General features: G+C 71.0%; 1 protein-coding gene. It reads right to left on the minus strand.

What is annotated here, in order from left to right; all coding sequences use genetic code 11:
* Positions 1 to 8 precede the first annotated feature (8 nt).
* Entirely contained in the window at positions 9 to 23027 is a 23019-nt protein-coding gene (locus tag Amac_RS57355) for a type I polyketide synthase (protein ID WP_218041159.1), read from the minus strand.
* Positions 23028 to 23067 lie beyond the last annotated feature (40 nt).

Consider the following 23067-nt stretch of genomic DNA (forward strand, 5'->3'; position numbering starts at 1 on the left):
ACGCGGGGTCACAGATCTTTCGAGCGGCCCAGCTCGTTGTCGATGAAACTCAGGATTTCCTCGGTGCTCGCCGATTCGAGCATGTCGGCGACCGCGATTTCACTAGTGTCCGTGTCGCTCTCGCTCACCATCGCCAGCAGTTGACGCAGCCGGGTCGCGATGCCGTTGCGAGTGAGCTCATCGAGGGCGTCGCCGGAGAGAACGGCCTCGACCCTGTCGAGATCACCCAGCACCGTCGGCTCTGCTGCGGTGTCCGCCTCGGGCGCCATCTCCGTCACGATGTGCTCGGCGAGGCTGGCGGGGGTGGGGTAGTCGAAGATGAGCGTCATCGGCAACCGCAGCCCCGTCACCGCGTTCAGCCGGTTACGCAGCTCGACCGTGGTGAGCGAGTCGAAGCCCAGCTCGCGGAACTCCCGCCCCGCCTCAATCGCGTCCGCCGACGCGTGCCCGAGCACCGCCGCCGCCTGCGACCGCACCAGCTCCACCACCAGCCAGATCTGCTCGGCCTTCGCCATACCGGCCAGCTGCCGGGACAGCGCCTCGCCCGCGTCGCCACCCGCCGACCCCGACGCCGCCGTGCGGCGGGTGCCGCGTACCAGCCCGCGGAACAGCGGCGGGACCAGCTGGGCGGGCATCGGCGGCAGGTTCATCGGGACCGGGAGCACCAGCGGCGAATCCGAGCCGATGGCCGTGTCGAACAGGGCCAGCCCCTGCTCGGTGGTGATGGGCGGCAGCCCGGCGGCGGTCATCCGCTGGACCTCGGCCTGCGACAAACTCCCGATCATGCCGCTGGTCTGCGCCCACAATCCCCAGGCCAGGGACAGGCCCGGCAGTCCTTGAGCGCGGCGGGTGGCCATCAGCGCGTCCAGCCAGACGTTGGCCGCCGCGTAGTTGCCCTGACCGGCGTTGCCCGTCACACCGGCCAGTGAGGAGAAGACCATGAAGTCGGCCAGGTCCAGGTCCTGGGTCAGCTCGTGCAGGTGCCAGGCGGCGTCCACCTTCGGCCGCAGCACCGACTCCAGCCGCTCCGGCGTCAGCGACGCGATGGTCCCGTCGTCCAGCACACCCGCGGTGTGAATCACCGCGGTCAGCGGATGCTCGGTGCCGATTCCGGCCAGCAAACCGGCCACCGCATCCCGGTCGGCCACATCGCAGGCGGCGATGGTCACCTGCGCGCCCAGTTCCTGCTCCAGCTCGCGTGCGCCGGTCGCTTCCAGACCTCTTCGGCTGACCAGCAGCAGGTGTCGTACGCCGTGCTCGGCCACCAGATGCCGGGCCACCTCCGCGCCCAGACCGCCGGTGCCACCGGTGATCAGCACGGTGCCTTCCGGGTTCCAGCGGCGCGGCATGGTCAGCACGATCTTGCCGGTGTGGCGGGCCTGGCTCATGAACCGGAACGCCTCACGGCCCCGCCGCACATCCCACGCCGTGACGGGTAGCGGTCGCAGCTCGCCGGTTGCGAACAGCCCTGCCAGCTCGGTCAGGATCTCCCGCAGTCGCTGAGGTCCGGCGTCCATCATGTCGAACCAGCGGTAGGTCAGCCCGGGGAACTGCTCCTGGTCACGGATGTCCAGCTTGCCCATCTCGATGAACCGGCCACCCGGGCGCAGCAACCGCGCGGTAGCGTCGATGAACTCGCCGGTCAGCGAGTTCAGGACCACATCGATCCCCCGCCCGCTGAACCGCTCCTCGAACTCCAGGGTGCGGGAGGACGCGATGTGATCGTCGGGGATGCCCAGCGAGCGGAGGACGTCCCACTTGGCCGGGCTGGCCGTGGCGAACACCTCAACGCCCAGGCGCTGGGCCAGCTGGATCGCCGCCATGCCCACGCCGCCCGTGCCTGCGTGCACCAGCAGCGACTCGCCCGGCCGCAGCCCGGCCAGATCCATCAGCCCGTAATAGGACGTCAAGAACGCCACCGGAATCGTCGCCGCCTGCTCGAAGGAGACCCCGTCGGGCACCTTCGCCAAGGCCGTGGCCGCGGCGACGACCACCGGGCCGAAGGCGCCCTCGGCCAGACCCATCACGCGGTCTCCCGGGCGCAGGTCGTCCACCTCGGGGCCGACCTCCAGCACCACGCCGGCGGCCTCGCTGCCCATCAGACTGGCCATGTCCTGGTACCAGCCCAGCGCGTTCAACCCGTCCAGCAGGTCCCGGAAGTTGACGCCCGTCGCGTGTACCGCGACGCGTACCTGTCCGGCTCCCAGCGGTTCCGCCGCCCTCGGGAAGGGAAGCAGTTCCAGCGCGTCCAGGCTGCCCTTGGCCTGGCTGCCCAGCCGCCACGGCACCCCTGCCGGAGGCACCAACCCTGCCCCCGACACCAGCGGCGCCAACCGTGGCACGCGCACCCCACCGGCGCGCACTGCTACCTGCGGCTCATCGCTGGCCAGCACCCCGGCCAGAACCGAGCCCGGCAGCTCACCATCGACATCCACCAGGACGAACCGCCCCGGATTCTCCGACTGCGCACTACGGACAAGACCCCACACGGCCGCAGCCGCCAGATCGGCGACCGCCTCGCCCTCGCCAGCCGAGACCGCGCCGCGTGTCACGAACACCAGCCGCGAGTCCTCCAACCGCTCGTCGGCAAGCCATCCCTGCAAGAGTTCCAGCGCCGCAGCGGTCACCTCATGCGCGCAGGCCACCGCGTCCCCAGCCGGATCGGTCCCGATCCCGGCCAGCACCACACCCGGCACCGGATCCGCCTCGGCCAGCGCCGACAGATCCGGATGAACCTCGGCCTGCTCCGTGGCAAGACCCAGCGTGTCGGGGCCGACCACCGCCACCGGCACCGGATCGGCCGCCGGAAGATCCGAAAGCGCGGTCCATTCCAGCCGGAACAGCCCGTCTCCCATCGTCGCCTGGCCACCGGCCGCGGTTGCGAGCAGATCCGCCGAGAACGAACGCAGCGCCAGCGACCGCGCCGACACCACCGGCGCGCCCGCCGCGTCCACCGCCACCAACTCCACCGAGTCGGCGGCGGTGCGGGCCAGCCGGACCCGCAACACCGACGCTCCCACGGCCTCCAGGGACACCCCGGTCCAGGAGAACGGCACCAGGCCACCCTCGGAATCGTCAAGCCCGGCGAAGGCCACCACGTGCAACGCCGCGTCCAGCAGCGCCGGATGCAAACCGAACGTCGCCGCCTCCGACTGCGCCTGCTCGGGCAACGCGACCTCGGCGAAGACCTCACCGTCAGATCCGCGCCAGGCCGCCCGCAGCCCCCGGAACACCGGGCCGTAGCCGAACCCATCCGCGACCAGGTCCTCGTACAACCCGTCCAGGTCAATCGCGGTCGCGCCCCGTGGCGGCCAGATCCCGGCGTCGAACGACCCGGCTTCCGCGGAACCGGTCGCGAGCATGCCGGTGGCGTGCCGTACCCACGGGGTGTCGGCGACGGCTTCCGCCGAGCGGGCGTAGACGTTCACGCTCCGGCGGCCCGACTCGTCGGGCGCGCTCACCGACACCTGCACCGCGACCGCGTCGTCCGCGCTCAGCACCAGCGGCGCGGTCAGGGTCAGCTCCTCCACCAGGTCACAGCCGACCTGGTCACCCGCCCGGATCGCCAGTTCCAGGAACCCGGTGCCCGGGAAGATCATCATCCCGGCCACCACGTGATCGGCCAGCCACGGATGCGACCGCACCGACAGGCGGCCGGTAAGCAGCACCCCGTCGGAGTCGGCCAGGCCCACCGCCGCACCCAGCAGCGGATGACCCGCTGTCGCCAGCCCCGCCGCCGCCACGTTCCCCACCTGAGACGCCAGCCCCTTGGGCCAGAACCACTGATGCTGGAAGGCGTACGTCGGCAGGTCCACCCGGCGCCCGCTCGGCAGCACCGCCTGCCAGTCCACCGCCACCCCGTGCACGTGCAGCTCGGCCAGCGCCGTCAGCACAGCCGTGTGCTCGTCCCTGTCCTTACGCAGCGTCGGCACCAGCGCCACATCAGCGTCGTGTACGTCCACCGCGAGGGTGCCGGCAGCCATGGCGGCCAGCACCCCGTCAGGGCCCAGCTCCAGATAGGCCCGTACGCCCTGGGCGTGCAGCGTGCGGACGCCAGCGGCGAAGCGGACCGCGCCACGGACCTGATCCACCCAGTAGTCCGGCGAGCACACCTGCTCGGCCGTGGCCGCCTCCCCGGTCAATGTCGACACGATCGGGATACGCGGCAGGTGGTAGGTGAGCCTGCCGGCCACCGTGCGGAAGTCCGCCAGCATCGGATCCATCAACGGCGAGTGGAACGCGTGCGACACCCGCAACCGTCGCGTCTTGACCCCGCGCTCCCCCAGCGTGGCGGCGACCTCAAGGACCGGCTGCTCGGCCCCTGAGAGCACCAGCGAGTCAGGACCGTTCACCGCCGCGATCGACACCTCACCCTCACGACCGGCCAGCAGGTCGGCGACCTGGTCTTCCGACGCCTGGACCGCGACCATCGCCCCACCCGCGGGAAGGGCCTGCATCAACCGCGCCCGGGCCGCCACCAGCGCACACGCATCACTCAGCGAGAGCACCCCGGCCACATGCGCCGCCGTGATCTCCCCGATCGAATGCCCCGCCAGCACATCCGGACGCACACCCCACGACTCCACCAGCCGGAACAGAGCGGTCTCCAGCGCGAACAACGCCGGCTGCGCCCACCCCGTCTGGTCCAGCGACTCCGGCTCGGTGAACATCACATCGCGCAACGATCCGTCGAGCAGTGGATCCAGCTCGGCGATCACCTCGTCCAAAGCCTCGGCGAACACCGGGAAGCGGTCGTACAGCTCCCGGCCCATCCCCACCCGCTGACTGCCCTGACCGGTGAACAACACCGCGAGCTTCGGCTCCGTCGCGGCCACGCCGCGCACCACACCCGCACCCGGCCGGTCCTCGGCCAGCGCACCCAGCCCGGCCAGCAGACCATCGCGATCACTCGCCAGCACCACCGCACGATGCTCGAACGCCGACCGCGTCGTCGCGAGCGAGAACGCCACATCGGCCAAGGCCGGCTCGTCGTGGGCCGCCACATGCGCGGCCAGCCGGTCGGCCTGCGCCCGCAGCACCTCTGCCGTACGGGCCGACACCAGCACCGGAACCACCTCGGTGACCGGTTCCCGATCCACCGCACCCGGCTCGGCCTGCGGTCCTTCCTCCAAGATCACATGCGCGTTGGTGCCGCTGATCCCGAACGAGGAGACACCGGCCCTGCGCGGGTGACCGTTCCGGGGCCACTCAGCCGACTCGGTCAGCAGTTCCACCGCGCCGGAGGTCCAGTCCACGTGCGAGGACGGCTCGTCCACGTGCAGCGTCTTGGGCAGCATGCCGTGGCGCATCGCCAGCACCATCTTGATCACACCGGCGACACCCGCGGCCGCCTGCGTGTGACCGAAGTTGGACTTGATCGCGCCCACCAGCAGCGGCCGATCCTCCGGCCGATCCTTGCCGTAGGTGGCCAGCAGCGCCTGCGCCTCGATCGGGTCACCCAGCTTCGTACCCGTGCCGTGCGCCTCCACCGCGTCCACCTCGGACGGCGACAACCCGGAAACCGCCAGCGCCTGCCGGATCACCCGCTGCTGCGAAGGACCATTCGGCGCGGTCAACCCGTTGGACGCGCCGTCCTGGTTGATCGCCGAACCACGCACCACCGCCAGCACCTCGTGCCCGTTGCGGCGAGCGTCAGACAACCGCTCCAGCACCACCACACCCACGCCCTCAGACCAGGTCGTGCCGTCGGCGGCGTCGGCGAACGCCTTGCACCGCCCGTCCGGCGACAGGACGCCTTGTGCGCTGAACCCCATGAACCCGAACGGGGTGGTCATCACCGTGACACCGCCGGCCAGCGCCAGGCCGCACTCGCCCGCCCGCAGCGCCTGCGCCGCCATGTGCATCGCCACCAGCGACGACGAACACGCGGTGTCCACCGTCACCGCCGGACCCTCCAGACCCAGGGTGTACGAGAGACGGCCGGACAGCACGCTGGCCGACATTCCGGTCATGGCATGACCCTGCACATCGGGTGCGGCGTTCATCACCAAACTCGCATAGTCCTGGCCGTTGGTGCCGACGAACACCCCGGTGGAGCTGCCCTTCAGCGAGACCGGGTCGATCCCGGCCCGCTCGACGGCCTCCCACACCCCTTCCAGCAGCAACCGCTGCTGCGGGTCCATCGCCAGCGCCTCACGCGGCGAGATCCCGAAGAACCCGGCGTCGAACCCGGCCGCGTCCGCTAGGAATCCGCCCTGGATGTCCAGGTCCGTCCCGGAGAGCATGCTCAGGTCCCAGCCACGATCGGCCGGGGCCGGCGAGATCGCGTCCGCACCCTCGGACAGCAACCGCCACAGACCCTCCGGCGAATCCACCCCACCGGGGAACCGGCAGCTCATCCCCACGATCACGATCGGATCGTTCGTCACCGGCGCCATCGCCGTGGGCACCACCACATCGGCGCCCTCGCCGAACAACTCGTTCAGCAGAAACTCCGCCAGCACGATCGGCGTCGGGTAGTCGAACACCAGCGTCGTCGGCAACCGCAGCCCGGTCGCGATGTTCAGCCGGTTCCGCAGCTCGACCGCGGTGAGGGAGTCGAAGCCCAGCTCACGGAACTCCCGCCGCGCCTGGACCGCCTCCGCCGACGTGTGCCCCAGCACCACCGCCGCCTGCGCGCGAACCAGCTCCGCCAGCACCCGGACCTGCTCGGCCTTCGCCAACCCGGCCAGCCGCCGCAGCAGCTCCCCGTCGCCGTCCACCGGTACGGAGACCGCCGACCGGCGACCCGTCCGGACGAGGCCCCGCAGCAGCTGCGGCACCTCGGGGAACGTACGCAGAACCGCGAGTTGCAGCCGCGTCGCCACCACCGCCGCGTGAACTGTCGTGGCGGCCGTCTCGAAGGCCGCCAGGCCCTGCTCCGCCGACAACGCCGGCATGCCCGCCCGCGCCATCCGGCGCAGCTCGATCGCGCCAAGACCGCCGGTCAGCCCGGTCTCCTGCGCCCACAGGCCCCAGGCCAGCGACAGTCCCGCCAAGCCCCGGGCCCGGCGCGACTCGGCCAGCGCGTCCAGAAACGCGTTCGCCGCCGCGTAGTTGCCCTGACCGGCGTTGCCCAGCACCCCGGCGAAAGAGGAGAACAGCACGAACGCGGCCAGATCCAGGCCCTCGGTCAGCTCGTGCAGGTGCCAGGCGGCGTCCACCTTCGGCCGCAGGACCGTGTCCAGACCCTCCGCCGTCAACGACGGAATCGTCCCGTCGGCCAGCACACCAGCGGTGTGCACGACCGCCGTCAGGGGATGACCCGCGTCGATCCCGGCCAGCAACGCCGCGACCTGATCACGGTCGGCCGCGTCACAGGCGACGATCTCGACCTCGGCGCCATGCGCGATCAGCTCCGCCCGCAGCTCCAGCGCGCCAGGAGCCGCCGGCCCCCGGCGGCTGGTCAGCAGCAGACGCCGTACGCCACGCTCGGCCACCACATGCCGCGCGAACAGCGCGCCCAGACCACCGGTCCCACCGGTGATCAACACCGTGCCCGCTGGATCCCACGCGCGGACACCGTCCTCGCCGGGGGCAGAACCGGGCACCACCCGCGCCAAGCGGGCCACCCGCACCTCGTCCCCGCGTACCGCCACCTGCGGCTCGCCGCAGGCCAGCACCCCGGCCAGCACCGAGTCAGACAGCTCACCATCGACATCGGCCAGCACGAACCGGCCCGGGTTCTCCGACTGCGCCGACCGCACCAGGCCCCACACCGCCGCGGCCGGCAGATCGGTGACCGTCTCACCGTCGCCCGTCGCCACCGCACCCCGAGTGACCACCACCAGACGCGAATCAGCGAACCGGTCGTCAGCCAGCCACCCCTGCAGCAAAGTGAGAACGCGCGCGGTCAGCGCGTGCGCCGCCGCCACCGTCTCACCGTCAGAGGCGACCTCCGTCAGCACCACACCCGACCCCACCAGGGACGAGAGATCCAGCGAGTCCAGGTCAAGCACCGGCACCGGCGCCGGGTCGGCTTCCGGCAGACCGCCGACCACGGACCAGTCCACCCGGAACAGTTCGTCCCGCCCGGCCCCACGGCCAGCGGAGACGGCGAGCCGCTCATCGGACATCGGCCGCAGCACCACCGGCCGCGCCGACACCACCGGCGCGCCCGACCTGTCCACGGCCATCAGCGCCACCGAATCGCCATCGGCCCTGGCCAGCCGCACGCGGAGCACCGACGCCCCACTCGCGTGCAGGCGCACCGTCCCCCACGAGAACGGCAACCGGCCTCGCTCGGCCTCGTCCAGCCCGGCGAACGGCACCGTGTGCAAGGCCGCGTCCAGCAAGGCCGGGTGCAGCCCGAAGGAATCCGCTCCGCCGACGTGCTCCGGCAGGCTCAGCTCGGCGAAGATCTCACCGTCAGACCCCCGCCAGGCCGCCCGCAGACCCTGGAACGCCGGACCGTACGCCAGCCCCTCCTCCGCCAGTTCCGCGTAGAACCCGTCCAGTTCGATCGCGGTCGCGCCGGCCGGAGGCCACACCGCCGCATCGAACGACTCGGCATCCACCGCACCGGTGGCCAGCACACCGGTGGCGTGCCGCACCCACGGCACGTCCTCGGCCGCGTCCGCCGAACGCGCGTAGACGATCACCGGGCGACGGCCCGGCTGCTCCGCCGCCTCGACCCACACCTGCACCGCGACCGCGTCACCCTCGACCAGCACCAGGGGCGTGGTCAGCGTCAGCTCCTCGACCACGTCGCAGCCGACCTGGTCACCCGCCAGGACGGCGAACTCCACGAACACGCTGCCCGGCACCAGCACCGTCCCGGCCACCACGTGGTCGGCCAGCCACGGATGCGACGAGAGCGACAACCGCCCGGTCAGCACCACCCCATCGGAATCGGCCCGGGGCAGCACCGCACCCAGCAGCGGATGCCTCGTCGCGTCCAGACCCAGAACACGGACATCACCGCTCTGCTGGGCGTTGGGCCAGTACCGCTGGTGCTGGAAGGCGTAGGTCGGCAGCTCGACCCGGCGTCCACCTGGCAGCACGCTCTTCCAGTCCACCTCGATGCCGCGGACGAACAGTTCGGCGGCCGAGATCAGCACCCGGTCCAGCCCGCCCTCGTCACGCCGCAAGGTCCCAGTGATCACGGCGTCCACCGCGGCCTCGTCCACGCATTCGGCGATGCCGATCGTCAGCACCGGGTGCGGGCTCACCTCCACGAACGCCCGGTACCGCTGCTCCAGCAGTTCCCCGACGGCTGGGGCGAAGTTGACCGTTTTGCGCAGGTTGTCACACCAGTAGGCCGCGTCGAGTTCCGGCCCTTCCACCCACTGGCCGGTCACGGTCGACAGCATCGGCACCCGCACCGACTGTGGCGCCACCTCCGCCAGGACCTGGACCAGTTCCGCACCGATCAGATCAACCTGAGCCGAATGCGACGCATAGTCCACCGCGATCCGCCGGACCCGCACCCCATCCTCGGTCAGACGCTCCACCAGCTCATCGACGGCTCGCAGTTCACCGGCCACCACCACCGAGCGAGGGCCGTTGACGGCCGCGACCGATACCCGGCCATCCCAGACGGCCAGCCGCTCACGTACCTGCTCGACCGGCAACGCCACCGACGCCATCGCGCCAAGCCCAGCCAGCCGGTCGGCGATCAGGCGACTGCGCAACGCCACCACCCGCGCGCCGTCCTGCAACGACAGGCCACCCGCGACCACCGCAGCAGCGATCTCGCCCTGAGAGTGACCGACCACGGCGTGGGGCCGAACCCCCAGTGACTCCCAGAGTGCAGCCAGCGACACCATCACCGCGAAGGACACCGGCTGGACCACATCCACCCGATCCAGCGACGGAGCGTCCTCGGCCTGGCGGATCACGTCCAGCAGCGACCAGTCCACGAACGGTTCCAGCGCCGCCGCGCACTCGGCCATCCGACCGGCGAAGACCGGCGACTCCTCAAGCAGGGCGGCACCCATACCTATCCACTGGGCTCCCTGACCCGGGAACACCCACACCGACTTCCCGACGACGTCGGCCACGCCTCGGACCACATCCGTCGCCGACTCACCGGCGCCGACCGCCGACAGGCCCGACAGCAGGGCACCACGATCCTCGCCGACCACCACCGCACGGTGCTCGAACGCCGACCGTGTCGTCGCCAGCGAGAACGCGGTGTCGGCCAGCCCCAGAGCGGGCTCACCGTTCAGGTAGGACGCGAGACGCCCGGCCTGTGCCCGCAACGCCTGACCTGTCTTCGCCGACAGCACCCACGGCACGACACCCGGCGCCTGCTCCTCCGGCTCCACCGCAGGAGTCTCCGGCCCCTGCTCCAAGATCACGTGCGCGTTGGTGCCGCTGATCCCGAACGACGACACACCCGCCCGGCGCGGATGACCGTTCCGCTGCCACTCCACCCGCTCGGTCAGCAGCTCCACCGCGCCAGAAGCCCAGTCCACATGCGAGGACGGCGTATCGACGTGCAGTGTCTTGGGCAGCACGCCATGCCGGAGAGCCAGGACCATCTTGATCACACCGGCCACGCCGGCAGCGGCCTGCGTGTGACCGATGTTCGACTTGATCGACCCAAGAAGCAGCGGCCGGTCCTCCGGCCGATCCTGACCGTAGGTCGCCATCAGCGCCTGCGCCTCGATCGGGTCACCCAGGGTCGTGCCCGTACCGTGCGCCTCGACCGCGTCCACCTCGGCAGGAGACAGCCCAGCGACAGCCAGGGCCTGGCGGATCACCCGCTGCTGCGAAGGACCATTCGGCGCGGTCAGCCCGTTCGACGCGCCGTCCTGGTTGACCGCCGACCCACGCACGATGGCGAGGATCTCGTGCCCGTTGCGGCGGGCGTCCGACAGCCGCTCCAGCACCAGCATGCCCACGCCTTCGGAATAGCTGGTTCCGTCCGCCGCGTCGGCGAAAGACTTACTCCGGCCGTCGGGGGCCAGCCCGCCCTGCGCGCTGAAGCCGACGAACACCCCCGGCGTGGCCATCACCGTGACACCACCGGCCAGCGCCAGCGAGCACTCACCCGACCGCAGCGCCTGCGCGGCCAGGTGCATCGCCACCAGCGACGATGAACACGCCGTGTCCACCGTCACCGCCGGACCCTCCAACCCCAGCGTGTACGAGATTCGACCGGTCACGACGCTTCCCGCGGTACCGGTGCTGATGAAGCCCATCGCCTCCGGCGGGAGTTCCGCGGCCATCCCGTAGTCGTGATACATCACACCGGCGAAAACACCCGTGCGACTGCCCCTCAGCGAGGCCGGGTCGATCCCGGCCCGCTCGACCGCCTCCCAGGACGCCTCCAGCAGCAGCCGCTGCTGCGGGTCCATCGCCAGCGCCTCATGGGGCGAGATCCCGAAGAACCCCGGATCGAACTGCGTGGCGCTCTCCAGGAAGCCGCCCTCAAGCACATAGCTGGTGCCCGGGTTATCCGGATCCGGGCTGTACAACGCCCCGAGATCCCAGCCGCGTGTGGTCGGGAACTCGCCGATCCCGTCCCCGCCCTCGGAAACCAGCCGCCACAGATCCTCCGGAGAATGGATTTCGCCCGGGAAGCGGCACGACATGCCCACGATCACGATCGGATCGTTCGTCACCGGCGCCATCGCCGTGGGCACCACCACATCGGCGGTGGTGCCGGACAACTCGTTCAGGAGAAACTCCGCCAGCGCCACCGGAGTCGGGTAGTCGAACACCAGCGTGGACGGCAGCCGCAACCCGGTCGCGGCGTTCAACCGGTTACGCAACTCCACCGCGGTGAGCGAGTCGAAACCCAGCTCACGAAACTCCCGGCGCACCTCCACCGTCTCCGGCGAGGCGTGCCCGAGCACCATGGCCGCCTCGGTGCGCACCAGGTCCACCATGGCCTCGGCGCGCTCGGCCGCCCCCAGCGGAGCCAGCCGATTCAGCAACGTCGCCGCCACCACCGAACCGGACGCCGCCGACCGCCGACCGGCCCGGACGAGACCTCGCAGCAACGCGGGGACCTCGCCGAAAGCACGCATCGCGGGCAGATCCATCCGGACGGGAACCAGCACCGCGTGCCCAAGGGACCCGAGTGCGGTGGCGACATCGAACAGCGCCATGCCTTGCTCGACGGAAAGCGGCGGCATGCCCGTCCGGGTGATCCGCCGCATGTCGACATCGCTCAGCGTGCCGGTCAAGCCGGTGTCCTGGGTCCAGGGACCCCACACCAGCGACAGGGCGGCCAAGCCCTCGGTCCGGCGTGACTGGGCGAGGGCGTCCAAGAACGTGTTCGAGGCCGCGTAGTTGGCCTGACCGGGCGAACCCAGGACACCCGACAGCGAGGAGTACAGGATGAACGCCGCGAGGTCCAGGCCCTGGGTGAGCTCGTGCAGGTGCCAGGCGGCGTCCACCTTGGGACGCAGCACCGCGTCCAGGCGCTCCGGTGTCAGCGAGGGAATCGTGCCGTCATCCAGCACACCGGCGGTGTGAATGACCGCGGTCAGCGGATGCTCCTCGTCCACACCGGCCAGCAGAGCCGCCACCTGATCCCGGTCGGCCATGTCACACACCGCGACCGTGACCTCGACACCGTGCGCGATCAGCTCGGCCTGCAACTCCACCGCACCCGGAGCCTCCAAACCCCGGCGACTGGTCAGCAGCAGATGCCGCACCCCGCGCTCGGCCACCAGATGCCGGGCCAGATGACCGCCCAGACCACCGGTGCCACCGGTGATCAGGACTGTTCCGTCCGGATTCCATGGCTGTTCCGCCGCCTCCTGCGCCGGTGCCATGCGGGTCAGGCGCGGGACCCGCACCGTACTCTCACGCACCGCCGCCTGCGGTTCACCGGAGGCCAGCACCGCGGCCAGCGACGCTGAGGACAGTTCCGCATCGGTGTCGACCAGCACGAACCGGCCCGGGTTCTCCCACTGCGCCGACCGCACCAGACCCCACACCGCAGCAGCCGCCAGATCGGCGACCACCTCGCCCTCCCGCGCCTCGACCGCGCCCCGAGTGACGAACACCAGCCGCGAAGCCTCGAACCGCTCATCGGCCAAGCACTGCTGGAGCAGACCGAGGACGTGAGCGACCAGCTCGTGTGTCGACTCCACCACGTTCCCGGCGTCGGCCGACCCGACGGTGACCATGACCACGTCCAGCGCCGGATCCAGCGAGGCGAGCTCCCCGGTCAGCTCGACCACACTCGCGTCGGCCGCCGGGACCGGCGCCTCCGAGAGCGAGATCCAGTCCAGCCCGAACATGGAGTCCCGCCCGGTCTCCGGGCCACTGCCGGCGGCGGCGAGCTGGTCGGCCGAGACCGGCCGCAGCACCAGTGACCGTGCCGACAGCACCGGCTGCCCATCGGCGTCCACCACGCTCACCGACACGGCGTCGTCGCCCACCTTGGCCAGGTGCACCCGCAGCAGTGCCGCTCCGGTGGCGTACAGGCTCACCTCCTGCCAGGAGAACGGCAGCCGCGTACCCGCCGTAGTGTCCAGCCCGGCGAAGGTGACCGCGTGCAGGGCAGCGTCCAGCAGCGCCGGATGCACCCCGAACGCACCGGCGTCCAGCTGCGCCTGCTCCGGCAAAGCGACCTCGGCGAAGACCTCACCGCCGGCGCCCTGCCAGGCCGCCCGCAGGCCCTGGAACACCTCGCCGTAGCCGAGCGGGCTGTCGGCCAGCAGGTCGTAGAAGCCGTCCAGCGGGATCGCGGTCGCGCCGACCGGCGGCCACACCGCCGCGTCGAACGGTGCGGCGGTCCGAGCTTGGGTGGCGAGCGTGCCGGTGGCATGCCGTACCCAGGGGACATCGTCACCGGCCTCCGCCGGACGGGAGAAGACGCTCACGCTCCGGCGGCCGGTCTCCTCCGGGGCGCCCACCGCGATCTGCACCGCGACCGCGCCGCCCTCGCTGAGAACCAGTGGAGCCGCCAGCGTCAGTTCCTCGACCAGGTCGCAGCCGACCTGGTCGCCCGCCTGGATCGCCAGCTCAAGGAATCCGGTGCCGGGGAAGAACACCATCCCGGCCACCTTGTGGTCGGCCAGCCACGGATGCGACGACAGCGACAACCGCCCGGCCAGCACGACCCCGCCGGAATCGGCCAGGCCCATGGTGGCGCCCAGCAGCGGATGGCGCACCGCCGCCAGTCCCGCCGCGGCTACATTCCCCACGCCCATACCGACACCAGCGGACCAGTACCGGTGGTGCTGGAAGGCGTAGGTGGGCAGGTCCACCTGGCGTCCACCGGTCAGTACCGCCTGCCAGTCCACCGTCACGCCGCGGACGAACAGCTCAGCGGCCGAGACCAGCACCTGGTCCAGCCCGCCCTCGTCGCGGCGCAGCGTCCCGGCGATTACCGCATCTGCTGCGGCCTCGTCCACGCATTCGCCGATGCCGATCGTCAGCACCGGATGCGGGCTCACCTCCACGAACGCCCGATACCGCTGCTCCAGCAACTGGCCGATCGCCGGGGCGAAGGCCACCATGTTGCGCAGGTTGTCACACCAATACGCCGCGTCGAGTTCCGTCCCCTCCAACCACAGGCCGGTCACCGTCGACAGCATCGGCACCCGCACCGCACGCCCAGCCACCCCCGCCAGGACTTGCGCCAGTTCCTCACCGATCAGATCGACCTGAGCCGAATGCGAGGCATAGTCCACCGCGATCCGCCGGACCCGCACCCCATCCTCGGTCAGACGCTCCACCAGCTCCTCGACGGCTTGCACCTCACCGGCCACCACCACCGAATTCGGGCCGTTGACCGCCGCGACCGAGACCCGCCCATCCCAGGACGACAGCCGCTCCCACACCTGCTCGGCCGGCAACGCCACCGACGCCATCGCCCCCAGCCCGGCCAGCCGGTCGGCGATCAGGCGGCTGCGCAACGCCACCACCCGGGCGCCGTCCTGTAGGGACAGGCCACCTGCGACCACCGCGGCGGCGATCTCGCCCTGAGAGTGGCCGACCACGGCGTCGGGGCGGACCCCCAGCGACTCCCAGACGGCGGCCAAGGAGACCATCACCGCGAACGACACCGGCTGGACCACATCCACCCGATCCAGCCCGTCGGCCTGGCGGATCACATCCAGCAGCGACCACTCCACGAACGGCTCCAACGCCGCCGCGCACTCCGCCATCCGACCCGCGAAGACCGGCGACTCCTCAAGGAGACGCCTGCCCATGCCGACCCACTGGGCTCCCTGGCCCGGGAACACCCACACCATCCGGCCGTCCACATCGGACACACCCCGGACCACACCCGTCGCCGACTCGCCGGCCTCGACCGCGGCAAGGCCCGCCAGCAACTCCGCATGGCCGGTCCCGACCACCACCGCACGGTGCTCGAACACCGACCGTGACGTCACCAGCGAAAACGCCGTGTCCACCGGACGCAGATCGCTGTGCGTCGCCACGTACGCGCTCAGGCGACCCGCCTGATCGTGCAGCGCCTGGCCGGTCTTGCCCGAGACCACCCACGGCACCGCACCCGCCATCGGCGTGGGGTCTGTCACGCCCGGCTCGGCCTGCGGTGCTTCCGGCCCCGCTTCCAAGATCATGTGTGCGTTGGTGCCGCTGACCCCGAACGACGACACGCCCACCCGCCGTGGACGACCCGTCTCCGGCCACTCCCGCTGCTCGGTCAGCACTTCCACCGAGCCGGAGTCCCAGTCCACGTGCGAGGACGGCGCGTCCACGTGCAGCGTCTTGGGCAGCACGCCGTGCCGCATGGCCATGACCATCTTGATCACACTGGCCACACCCGCCGCCGCCTGCGCGTGGCCGATGTTCGACTTGATCGAGCCCAGCAGCAACGGGCGGTCGTCCGACCGGTCCTGGCCGTAGGTCGCCAGCAGGGCCTGCGCCTCGATCGGGTCGCCCAGCACCGTACCCGTACCGTGGGCCTCGACCGCGTCCACCTCCGACGGCGACACTCCGGCGTTGGCCAGCGCCTGACGGATCACCCGGCGCTGGGAAGGACCGTTCGGCGCCGTCAGGCCGTTGGACGCGCCGTCCTGGTTGATCGCCGAACCACGCACGATCGCCAGCACCTGGTGCCCGTGGCGCTGAGCCTCCGACAGCCGCTCCAGCATCACCAGGCCGACGCCTTCGGACCACCCGATGCCGTCCGCCGAGTCGGAGAACGCCTTGCACCGGGCGTCCGGCGCCAGCCCGCCCTGCTCGTCGAACTCCGCGAACGCCGCGAGGGTGGCCATCACCGTCACGCCTCCGGCGAGTGCGCGTGAGCACTCCCCGTTGCGCATGGCCTGCGCCGCCAGGTGGATGGTCACCAGCGACGACGAGCACGCGGTGTCCACCGTCACCGCCGGGCCCTCAAGACCGAAGGTGTAGGAGATCCGGCCGGAGGCCACACTGGCCAGCTGGCCGGTCATGATGTGACCGAGAGACTCCTCGCCGAGCATGTAGCTTGAGGCGACGGCACCGATGTAGACGCCGGTGTCGCTGCCCCGCAACGAGTGCGGATCGATGCCGGCCCGCTCGAAGACCTCCCAGGCGGTCTCCAGCAGCAGGCGCTGCTGCGGGTCCATCGCCAGCGCCTCACGCGGCGAGATCCGGAAGAACTCCGCGTCGAACTGGGGCGCGTCGAAGATGAACCCGCCCTTCAGGCCCAGATCGGTGAAGCTCTCCCAGCCGCGGTCGCTCGGGATCGTCGTGATGGCGTCCTGTCCTCCGAGGACCAGCTGCCACAGGTCCTCCGGGGAGTTCACCCCGCCGGGATAACGGCAGGCCATCGAGACGATGGCGATCGGGTCGTCCCCGGTCGAGACCGCGGCCACCGGCAGGATGGCGTCGCCGTGCGCGCCGAGCACCTCGCTCAGGAGGTGCTCTCCCAGCGCGGCGGGGGTGGGGTAGTCGAAGACGAGAGTGGAAGGCAGGCGCAGGCCGGTGGCCAGGTTGAGCCGGTTGCGCAGCTCGATCGCGGTCAGCGAGTCGAAGCCCAGCTCGCGGAACTCCCGCCGGACGTCCACCGCCGCAGGATCGGAGTGTCCGAGGACGGCGGCGGCCTGCGCCCGGACCAGATCGACGACGAACCGGACGCGGTCGGCCTGCGCCAGACCGGCCAGCTGCCGCAGCAGCACCCCTTCTCCGTCGGCGGGCGCCGACGCCGCCGTACGGCGGGTGCTCCGCACGAGCCCGCGCAGCAGCGGCGGGACCAGTTGGGCGGGCATCGCCGGCAGGTTCATCGGGACCGGGAGCACCAGCGGCGAATCCGACCCCAGTGACGTGTCGAACAACGCCATCCCCTGCTCGGGCGTGATCAGCAGTAGCCCCGTGGTGGTCATCCGCTGCACGTCTGCCTGCGTCATGCCCCCGGTCATCCCGGTGGCCTCCGCCCACAGCCCCCACGCCAGGGACAGGCCCGGCAGTCCTTGGGTCCTGCGGGTGGCCATCAGCGCGTCCAGCCACACGTTGGCCGCCGCGTAGTTGCCCTGACCGGCGTTGCCCATCACACCGGCCAGTGAGGAGAACACGACGAAGTCGGCCAGATCAAGATCTGCGGTGAGTTCGTGCAGGTTCCAGGCGGCGTCCACCTTCGGCCGCAGCACCGCGTCCAGCCGCTCCGGCGTCAGCGACGTGATGGTCCCGTCCGCCAGCACCCCCGCCGTATGGATCACAGCGGTCAGCGGATGCTCGGCGCCGATCCCGGCCAGCAGACCGGCCGTCGCTTCCCGGTCGGCCACATCGCAGGCGGCGATGGTCACCTGCGCGCCTCGCGCGGTCAGTTCCTGCTCCAGCTCGCGTGCGCCGGCCGCTTCCAGGCCCCTCCTGCTGACCAGCAGCAGGTGCCGTACGCCGTGCTCGGCCACCAGATGCCGGGCCAGTTCCGCACCCAGAACGCCGGTCCCACCGGTGATCAGCACGGTGCCTTCCGGGTTCCAGCGCCGGGGCATGGTCAGGACGATCTTGCCGGTGTGCCGGGCCTGGCTCATGAACCGGAACGCCTCACGACCCCGTCGCACATCCCACGCCGTCACCGGCAACGGCCGCAGCTCACCGGCCGCGAACAACCCCGCCAGCTCGATCAGGATCTCGTGCAACCGCTCCTGTCCGGCATCTGTCACGTCGAACCACTGATAGACCAGTTCGGGGAACTGGTCCTGCTGGCGGATGTCCAGCTTGCCCAGCTCGATGAACCTGCCGCCCGGGCGCAGCAACCGCGCGGAAGCGTCGATGAACTCGCCGGTCAGCGAGTTGAGGACCACATCGATCCCCCGGTCACGGAACCGCTCCTCGAACTCCAGGGTCCGCGAGGACGCGATGTGATCGTCCGGGATGCCCAGCGAGCGCAGCACGTCCCACTTGGCCGGGCTCGCCGTGGCGAACACCTCCGCCCCCAGCCGCTGAGCCAGCTGAATCGCCGCCATACCGGTGCCTCCGGCACCCGCGTGCACCAGCAGCGTCTCGCCCGGCCGCAACCCGGCCAGATCCATCAGCCCGTAATAGGACGTCAGGAACGCCACCGGAATCGTCGCCGCCTGCTCGAAGGAGATCCCGCCGGGGATCTTCACCAGAGCCGTGGCCTCGGCGACGACCATTGGGCCGAAGGCGCCCTCGGCCAGGCCCATCACCCGGTCGCCCGGGCGCAGGTCCTCGACCTCGGAGCCGGCCTCCAGCACCACGCCGGCGGCCTCGCTGCCCATCAGGCTGACCATGTCCTGGAACCAGCCCAGCGCGTTCAACCCATCCAGCAGGTCCCGGAAGTTGATTCCCGCGGCGTGCACCGCGACGCGCACCTGCCTGGCCCCCAGCGGTTCCGCCACCTTCGGGAAGGGAAGCAGTTCCAGCGCGTCCAGGCTGCCCTTGGCCTGGCTGCCCAGCCGCCACGGCACCCCGGCCGGAGGCACCAAACCCGCCCCCGACACCAGCGACGCCAACCGCGACACCCGCGCCTCACCTGCACGCACCACCGCCTGCGACTCGTCCGAGGACAGAACCGCGAGCAGCACGTCGCGCAAAGCCGCGAGCGAGGACTCCTCACCATCCACATCGACCAGGACGAACCGGCCCGGATTCTCCGACTGCGCACTGCGGACAAGACCCCACACCGCCGCGGCCGCCAGATCGGCGACCGCCTCACCCTCACCCGCCGACACCGCGTTCCGCGTCACGAACACCAACCGCGAATCGCCGAACCGCTCCTCGGCCAGCCAGCCCTGCAGCAGGCTCAGCACTTCAGCGGTCGCCTCATGCGCCGCCGCCACCGCGTCCGCCATCGGCTCGGTGACGACCTCGACCAGCACCGCTTCCGGCGCCGGACCCGCCTCGGCCAGCGCCGGCAGATCACGGTGAAGAGCGACCGACTCCCACGTCCCCGCAAGACCCAGCACGTCCGGCTCAGATCCGGCGAACCCGGCCACCGCCATCGACACCGGAACGGCTTCGGGGACCTCCGGCAGCGGAGTCCAGTCCAACCGGAACAGCCCGTCCCGCGTCGCCGGTGCCCCACCCGCGGCGACCTGATCAGGTGAGAACGCACGGAGCACCAGCGAGCTCACGGACAGCACTGGCTCTCCGGCGGCGTCCACCGCGCTCAGCGACACCGTGTCTTCGCCCACCTTGGCCAGCCGGACGCGCAACAGCGCCGCTCCGGTGGCGTACAGGCTCACCTCCTGCCAGGAGAACGGCAACCGCGTACCCGCCGCGACGTCCAGCCCGGCGAAGGTCGACGCGTGCAACGCCGCGTCCAGCAAAGCCGGATGCACCCCGAACGCACCCGCGTCCGATTGCGCCTGCTCGGGCAGTGCGACCTCGGCGAACACCTCGCCGCCCGCGCCCCACCAGGCCGCCTGCAACCCCTGGAACACCGGGCCGTAGACGAGCGAACTCTCGGCCATCCGCTGGTAGAAGCCGTCCAGCTCGATCGCGGTCGCGCCGGCCGGCGGCCACACCGCCGCATCGAACGGCACGGCTGGGGAGGCGGTGGTCGTCCGGGGTCCGGTGGCCAGCGTGCCGGTGGCGTGCCGTACCCACTTCACCTCGTCGTCCGCGTCGGCGGGCCGGGCGTAGATGTTCACGCTCCGCCTGCCGGTCTCCTCTGGCGCGCCCACCGCGATCTGGACCGCGACCGCGTCGTTCTCGCCCAGCACCAGCGGCGCGACCAGGGTCAGCTCCTCGACCACATCGCAGCCGACCTGGTCACCCGCCCGGACCGCCAGCTCAAGGAATCCGGTGCCGGGGAAGAACACCATCCCCGCCACCAGGTGATCGGCCAGCCAAGGATGCGACTTCACCGACAGGCGGCCGGTCAGCAGCACGCCGTCCGAGTCGGCCAGACTCACAGCGGCACCCAGCAGCGGGTGCCTGGTCGCGGACAGGCCCAGCACACGGGCGTCACCGCTCTGCTGGGCGCTCGGCCAGAACCGCTGGTGCTGGAAGGCGTAGGTCGGCAGATCGACCCGGCGACCGCCCGGCAGCAGTGCCCGCCAGTCCACCGCCACGCCGCGGACGAACAGCTCGGCCGCCGAGACCAGCACCCGGTCCAGCCCGCCCTCTTCTCGGCGCAAAGTCCCAGCGATCACGGCGTCCACCGCGGCCTCGTCTACGCATTCCCCGATGCCGATCGTCAGCACCGGGTGCGGGCTCACCTCGACGAACACGCGGTGGCGCTGCTCCAGCAGTGCCCCGATCGCCGGGGCGAAGGCCACCGTGTTGCGCAGGTTGTCACACCAGTACCCCGCGTCGAGTTCCGGCCCCTTCAGCCACTGACCGGTCACGGTCGACAGCATCGGCACCCGCGCCGGCTGCGGCACCACCCCGGTCAGGACCTGGGCCAGTTCCGCACCGATCAGATCGACCTGAGCCGAATGCGACGCATAGTCCACCGCGATACGGCGAACCCGCACCCCCTCACCCGACCATCGCTCCGCCAAGTCTTCAACGGCCTGCACTTCACCGGCCACCACCACCGAGCGAGGGCCGTTGATCGCCGCGACCGACACCCGGCCGTCCCAGGACGACAGCCGCTCACGCACCTGCTCGACCGGCAACGCCACCGACGCCATCGCGCCAAGCCCGGCCAACCGCTCCCCGATCAGACGGCTGCGCAACGCCACCACCCGGGCACCGTCATCCAACGACAGACCACCCGCCACCACCGCAGCCGCGATCTCACCCTGCGAATGACCCACCACCGCGCCGGGGCGAACGCCCAGCGACTCCCACACCGCCGCCAGCGACACCATCACCGCGAACGACACCGGCTGGACCACATCCACCCGATCCAGCCCCGGAGCACCCTCGGTCTGCCGGATCACATCCAGCAGCGACCACTCCACGAACGGCTCCAACGCCGCCGCACACTCCGCCATCCGACCCGCGAAGACCGGCGACTCCTCAAGCAGCCGCCCGCCCATACCGACCCACTGCGCCCCCTGACCCGGGAACACCCACACCGACTTCCCGACGACATCGGCCACGCCCTCGACCACGCCGCCAGCCGCGGGCTCACCCGAGGCAACCGCGCCCAAGCCCGCCACCAGCTCGCCACGATCGCCGCCGACCACCACCGCACGGTGCTCGAACACCGACCGCGACACCACCAGCGAGGACCCCACATCCACCGGGTCCAGGTCGGCCGCCTCCACATGCGCCGCCAGACGACGCGCCTGACCACGCAACGCCTCCGGAGTCTTCGCCGACAGCACCCACGGCACCACACCCGGCGCCCGGTCCTGCGGAGTCTCCTCCCCTTCTGGTGTTTCCGGTGCTTGTTCGAGGATGATGTGCGCGTTGGTGCCGCTGATCCCGAACGAGGACACACCCGCCCGGCGCGGGTGACCGTTCTGCTTCCACTCCACCGGCTCGGTCAGCAGTTCCACCGCACCGGCCGACCAGTCCACGTGCGAGGACGGTTCCGTCACGTGAAGCGTCTTGGGCAGCACACCATGCTGGAGGGCCAGGACCATCTTGATCACACCGGCCACGCCCGCAGCCGCCTGCGTGTGGCCGAGATTCGACTTGATCGACCCAAGAAGCAGCGGCCGACCCTCCTCCCGATCCTGGCCATAGGTCGCCAGCAGCGCCTGCGCCTCGATCGGGTCACCCAGCGTCGTCCCCGTACCGTGGCCTTCGACCGCGTCCACCTCGGACGGCGAGAGCCCGGCACCGGCGAGCGCCTGCCGGATCACCCGCTGCTGCGAAGGACCGTTCGGAGCGGTCAACCCGTTGGAAGCGCCGTCCTGGTTAATCGCCGAACTACGCATCACCGCCAATACCGGGTGACCGTTGCGCCGCGCGTCCGACAACCGCTCCAGCACCAGCATGCCCACGCCCTCGGACCAGCTGGTGCCGTCCGCGGTGTCGGAGAACGCCTTGGACCGGCCGTCGGGCGCCATTCCGCCCTGCGCGCTGAAACCAACGAAGACCATGGGCGACGTCATCACCGTCACCCCACCGGCCAGCGCCAGGCTGCACTCGCCCGACCGCAGCGCCTGCGCCGCCATGTGCATCGTGACCAGGGACGACGAGCAGGCGGTGTCCACCGTCACCGCCGGGCCCTCCAACCCCAGCGTGTACGAGAGACGGCCGGACAACACACTGGCGGCCAGACCGGTGACACCATGGCCTTGGAGATCCGCCTGAGCGTGCATGACCAGACTCATGTAGTCCTGGCCGTTGGTGCCCACGAACACGCCGGTGTGGCTGCCCTTCAGCGAGACCGGGTCGATCCCGGCCCGCTCGATCGCCTCCCAGGACGTCTCCAGCAGCACCCGCTGCTGCGGATCCATCGCCAGCGCCTCACGCGGCGAAATGCCGAAGAACCCGGCGTCGAACTCCGCCGCGTCCGCCAGGAACCCACCCTGGTCGATCGCGCCACCCAGCCCTGCCGTCCCCTCCAGATCCCAGCCCCGATCGGCCGGGGACGGCGAGATCGCGTCCTCACCCTCGATCAGTAACCGCCACAAACCCTCAGGAGAACTGACCCCGGCCGGAAAGCGGCACGCCATCGACACGATGGCGATCGGCTCGCGCTTACCCGACTCCACCTCTTCGAGCCGCCGACGGGTCTCGTGCAGATCGGCGGCGATCGACTTGAGGTAGTCAACGAGCTTCAGGTCTTCCGACATGGGCGAAGCCCTCCAGAGTATCCGCGCATGAGCCGGAAGA

Source organism: Acrocarpospora macrocephala, assembly GCF_009687865.1.
GTDB classification, from domain to species: Bacteria; Actinomycetota; Actinomycetes; order Streptosporangiales; family Streptosporangiaceae; genus Acrocarpospora; species Acrocarpospora macrocephala.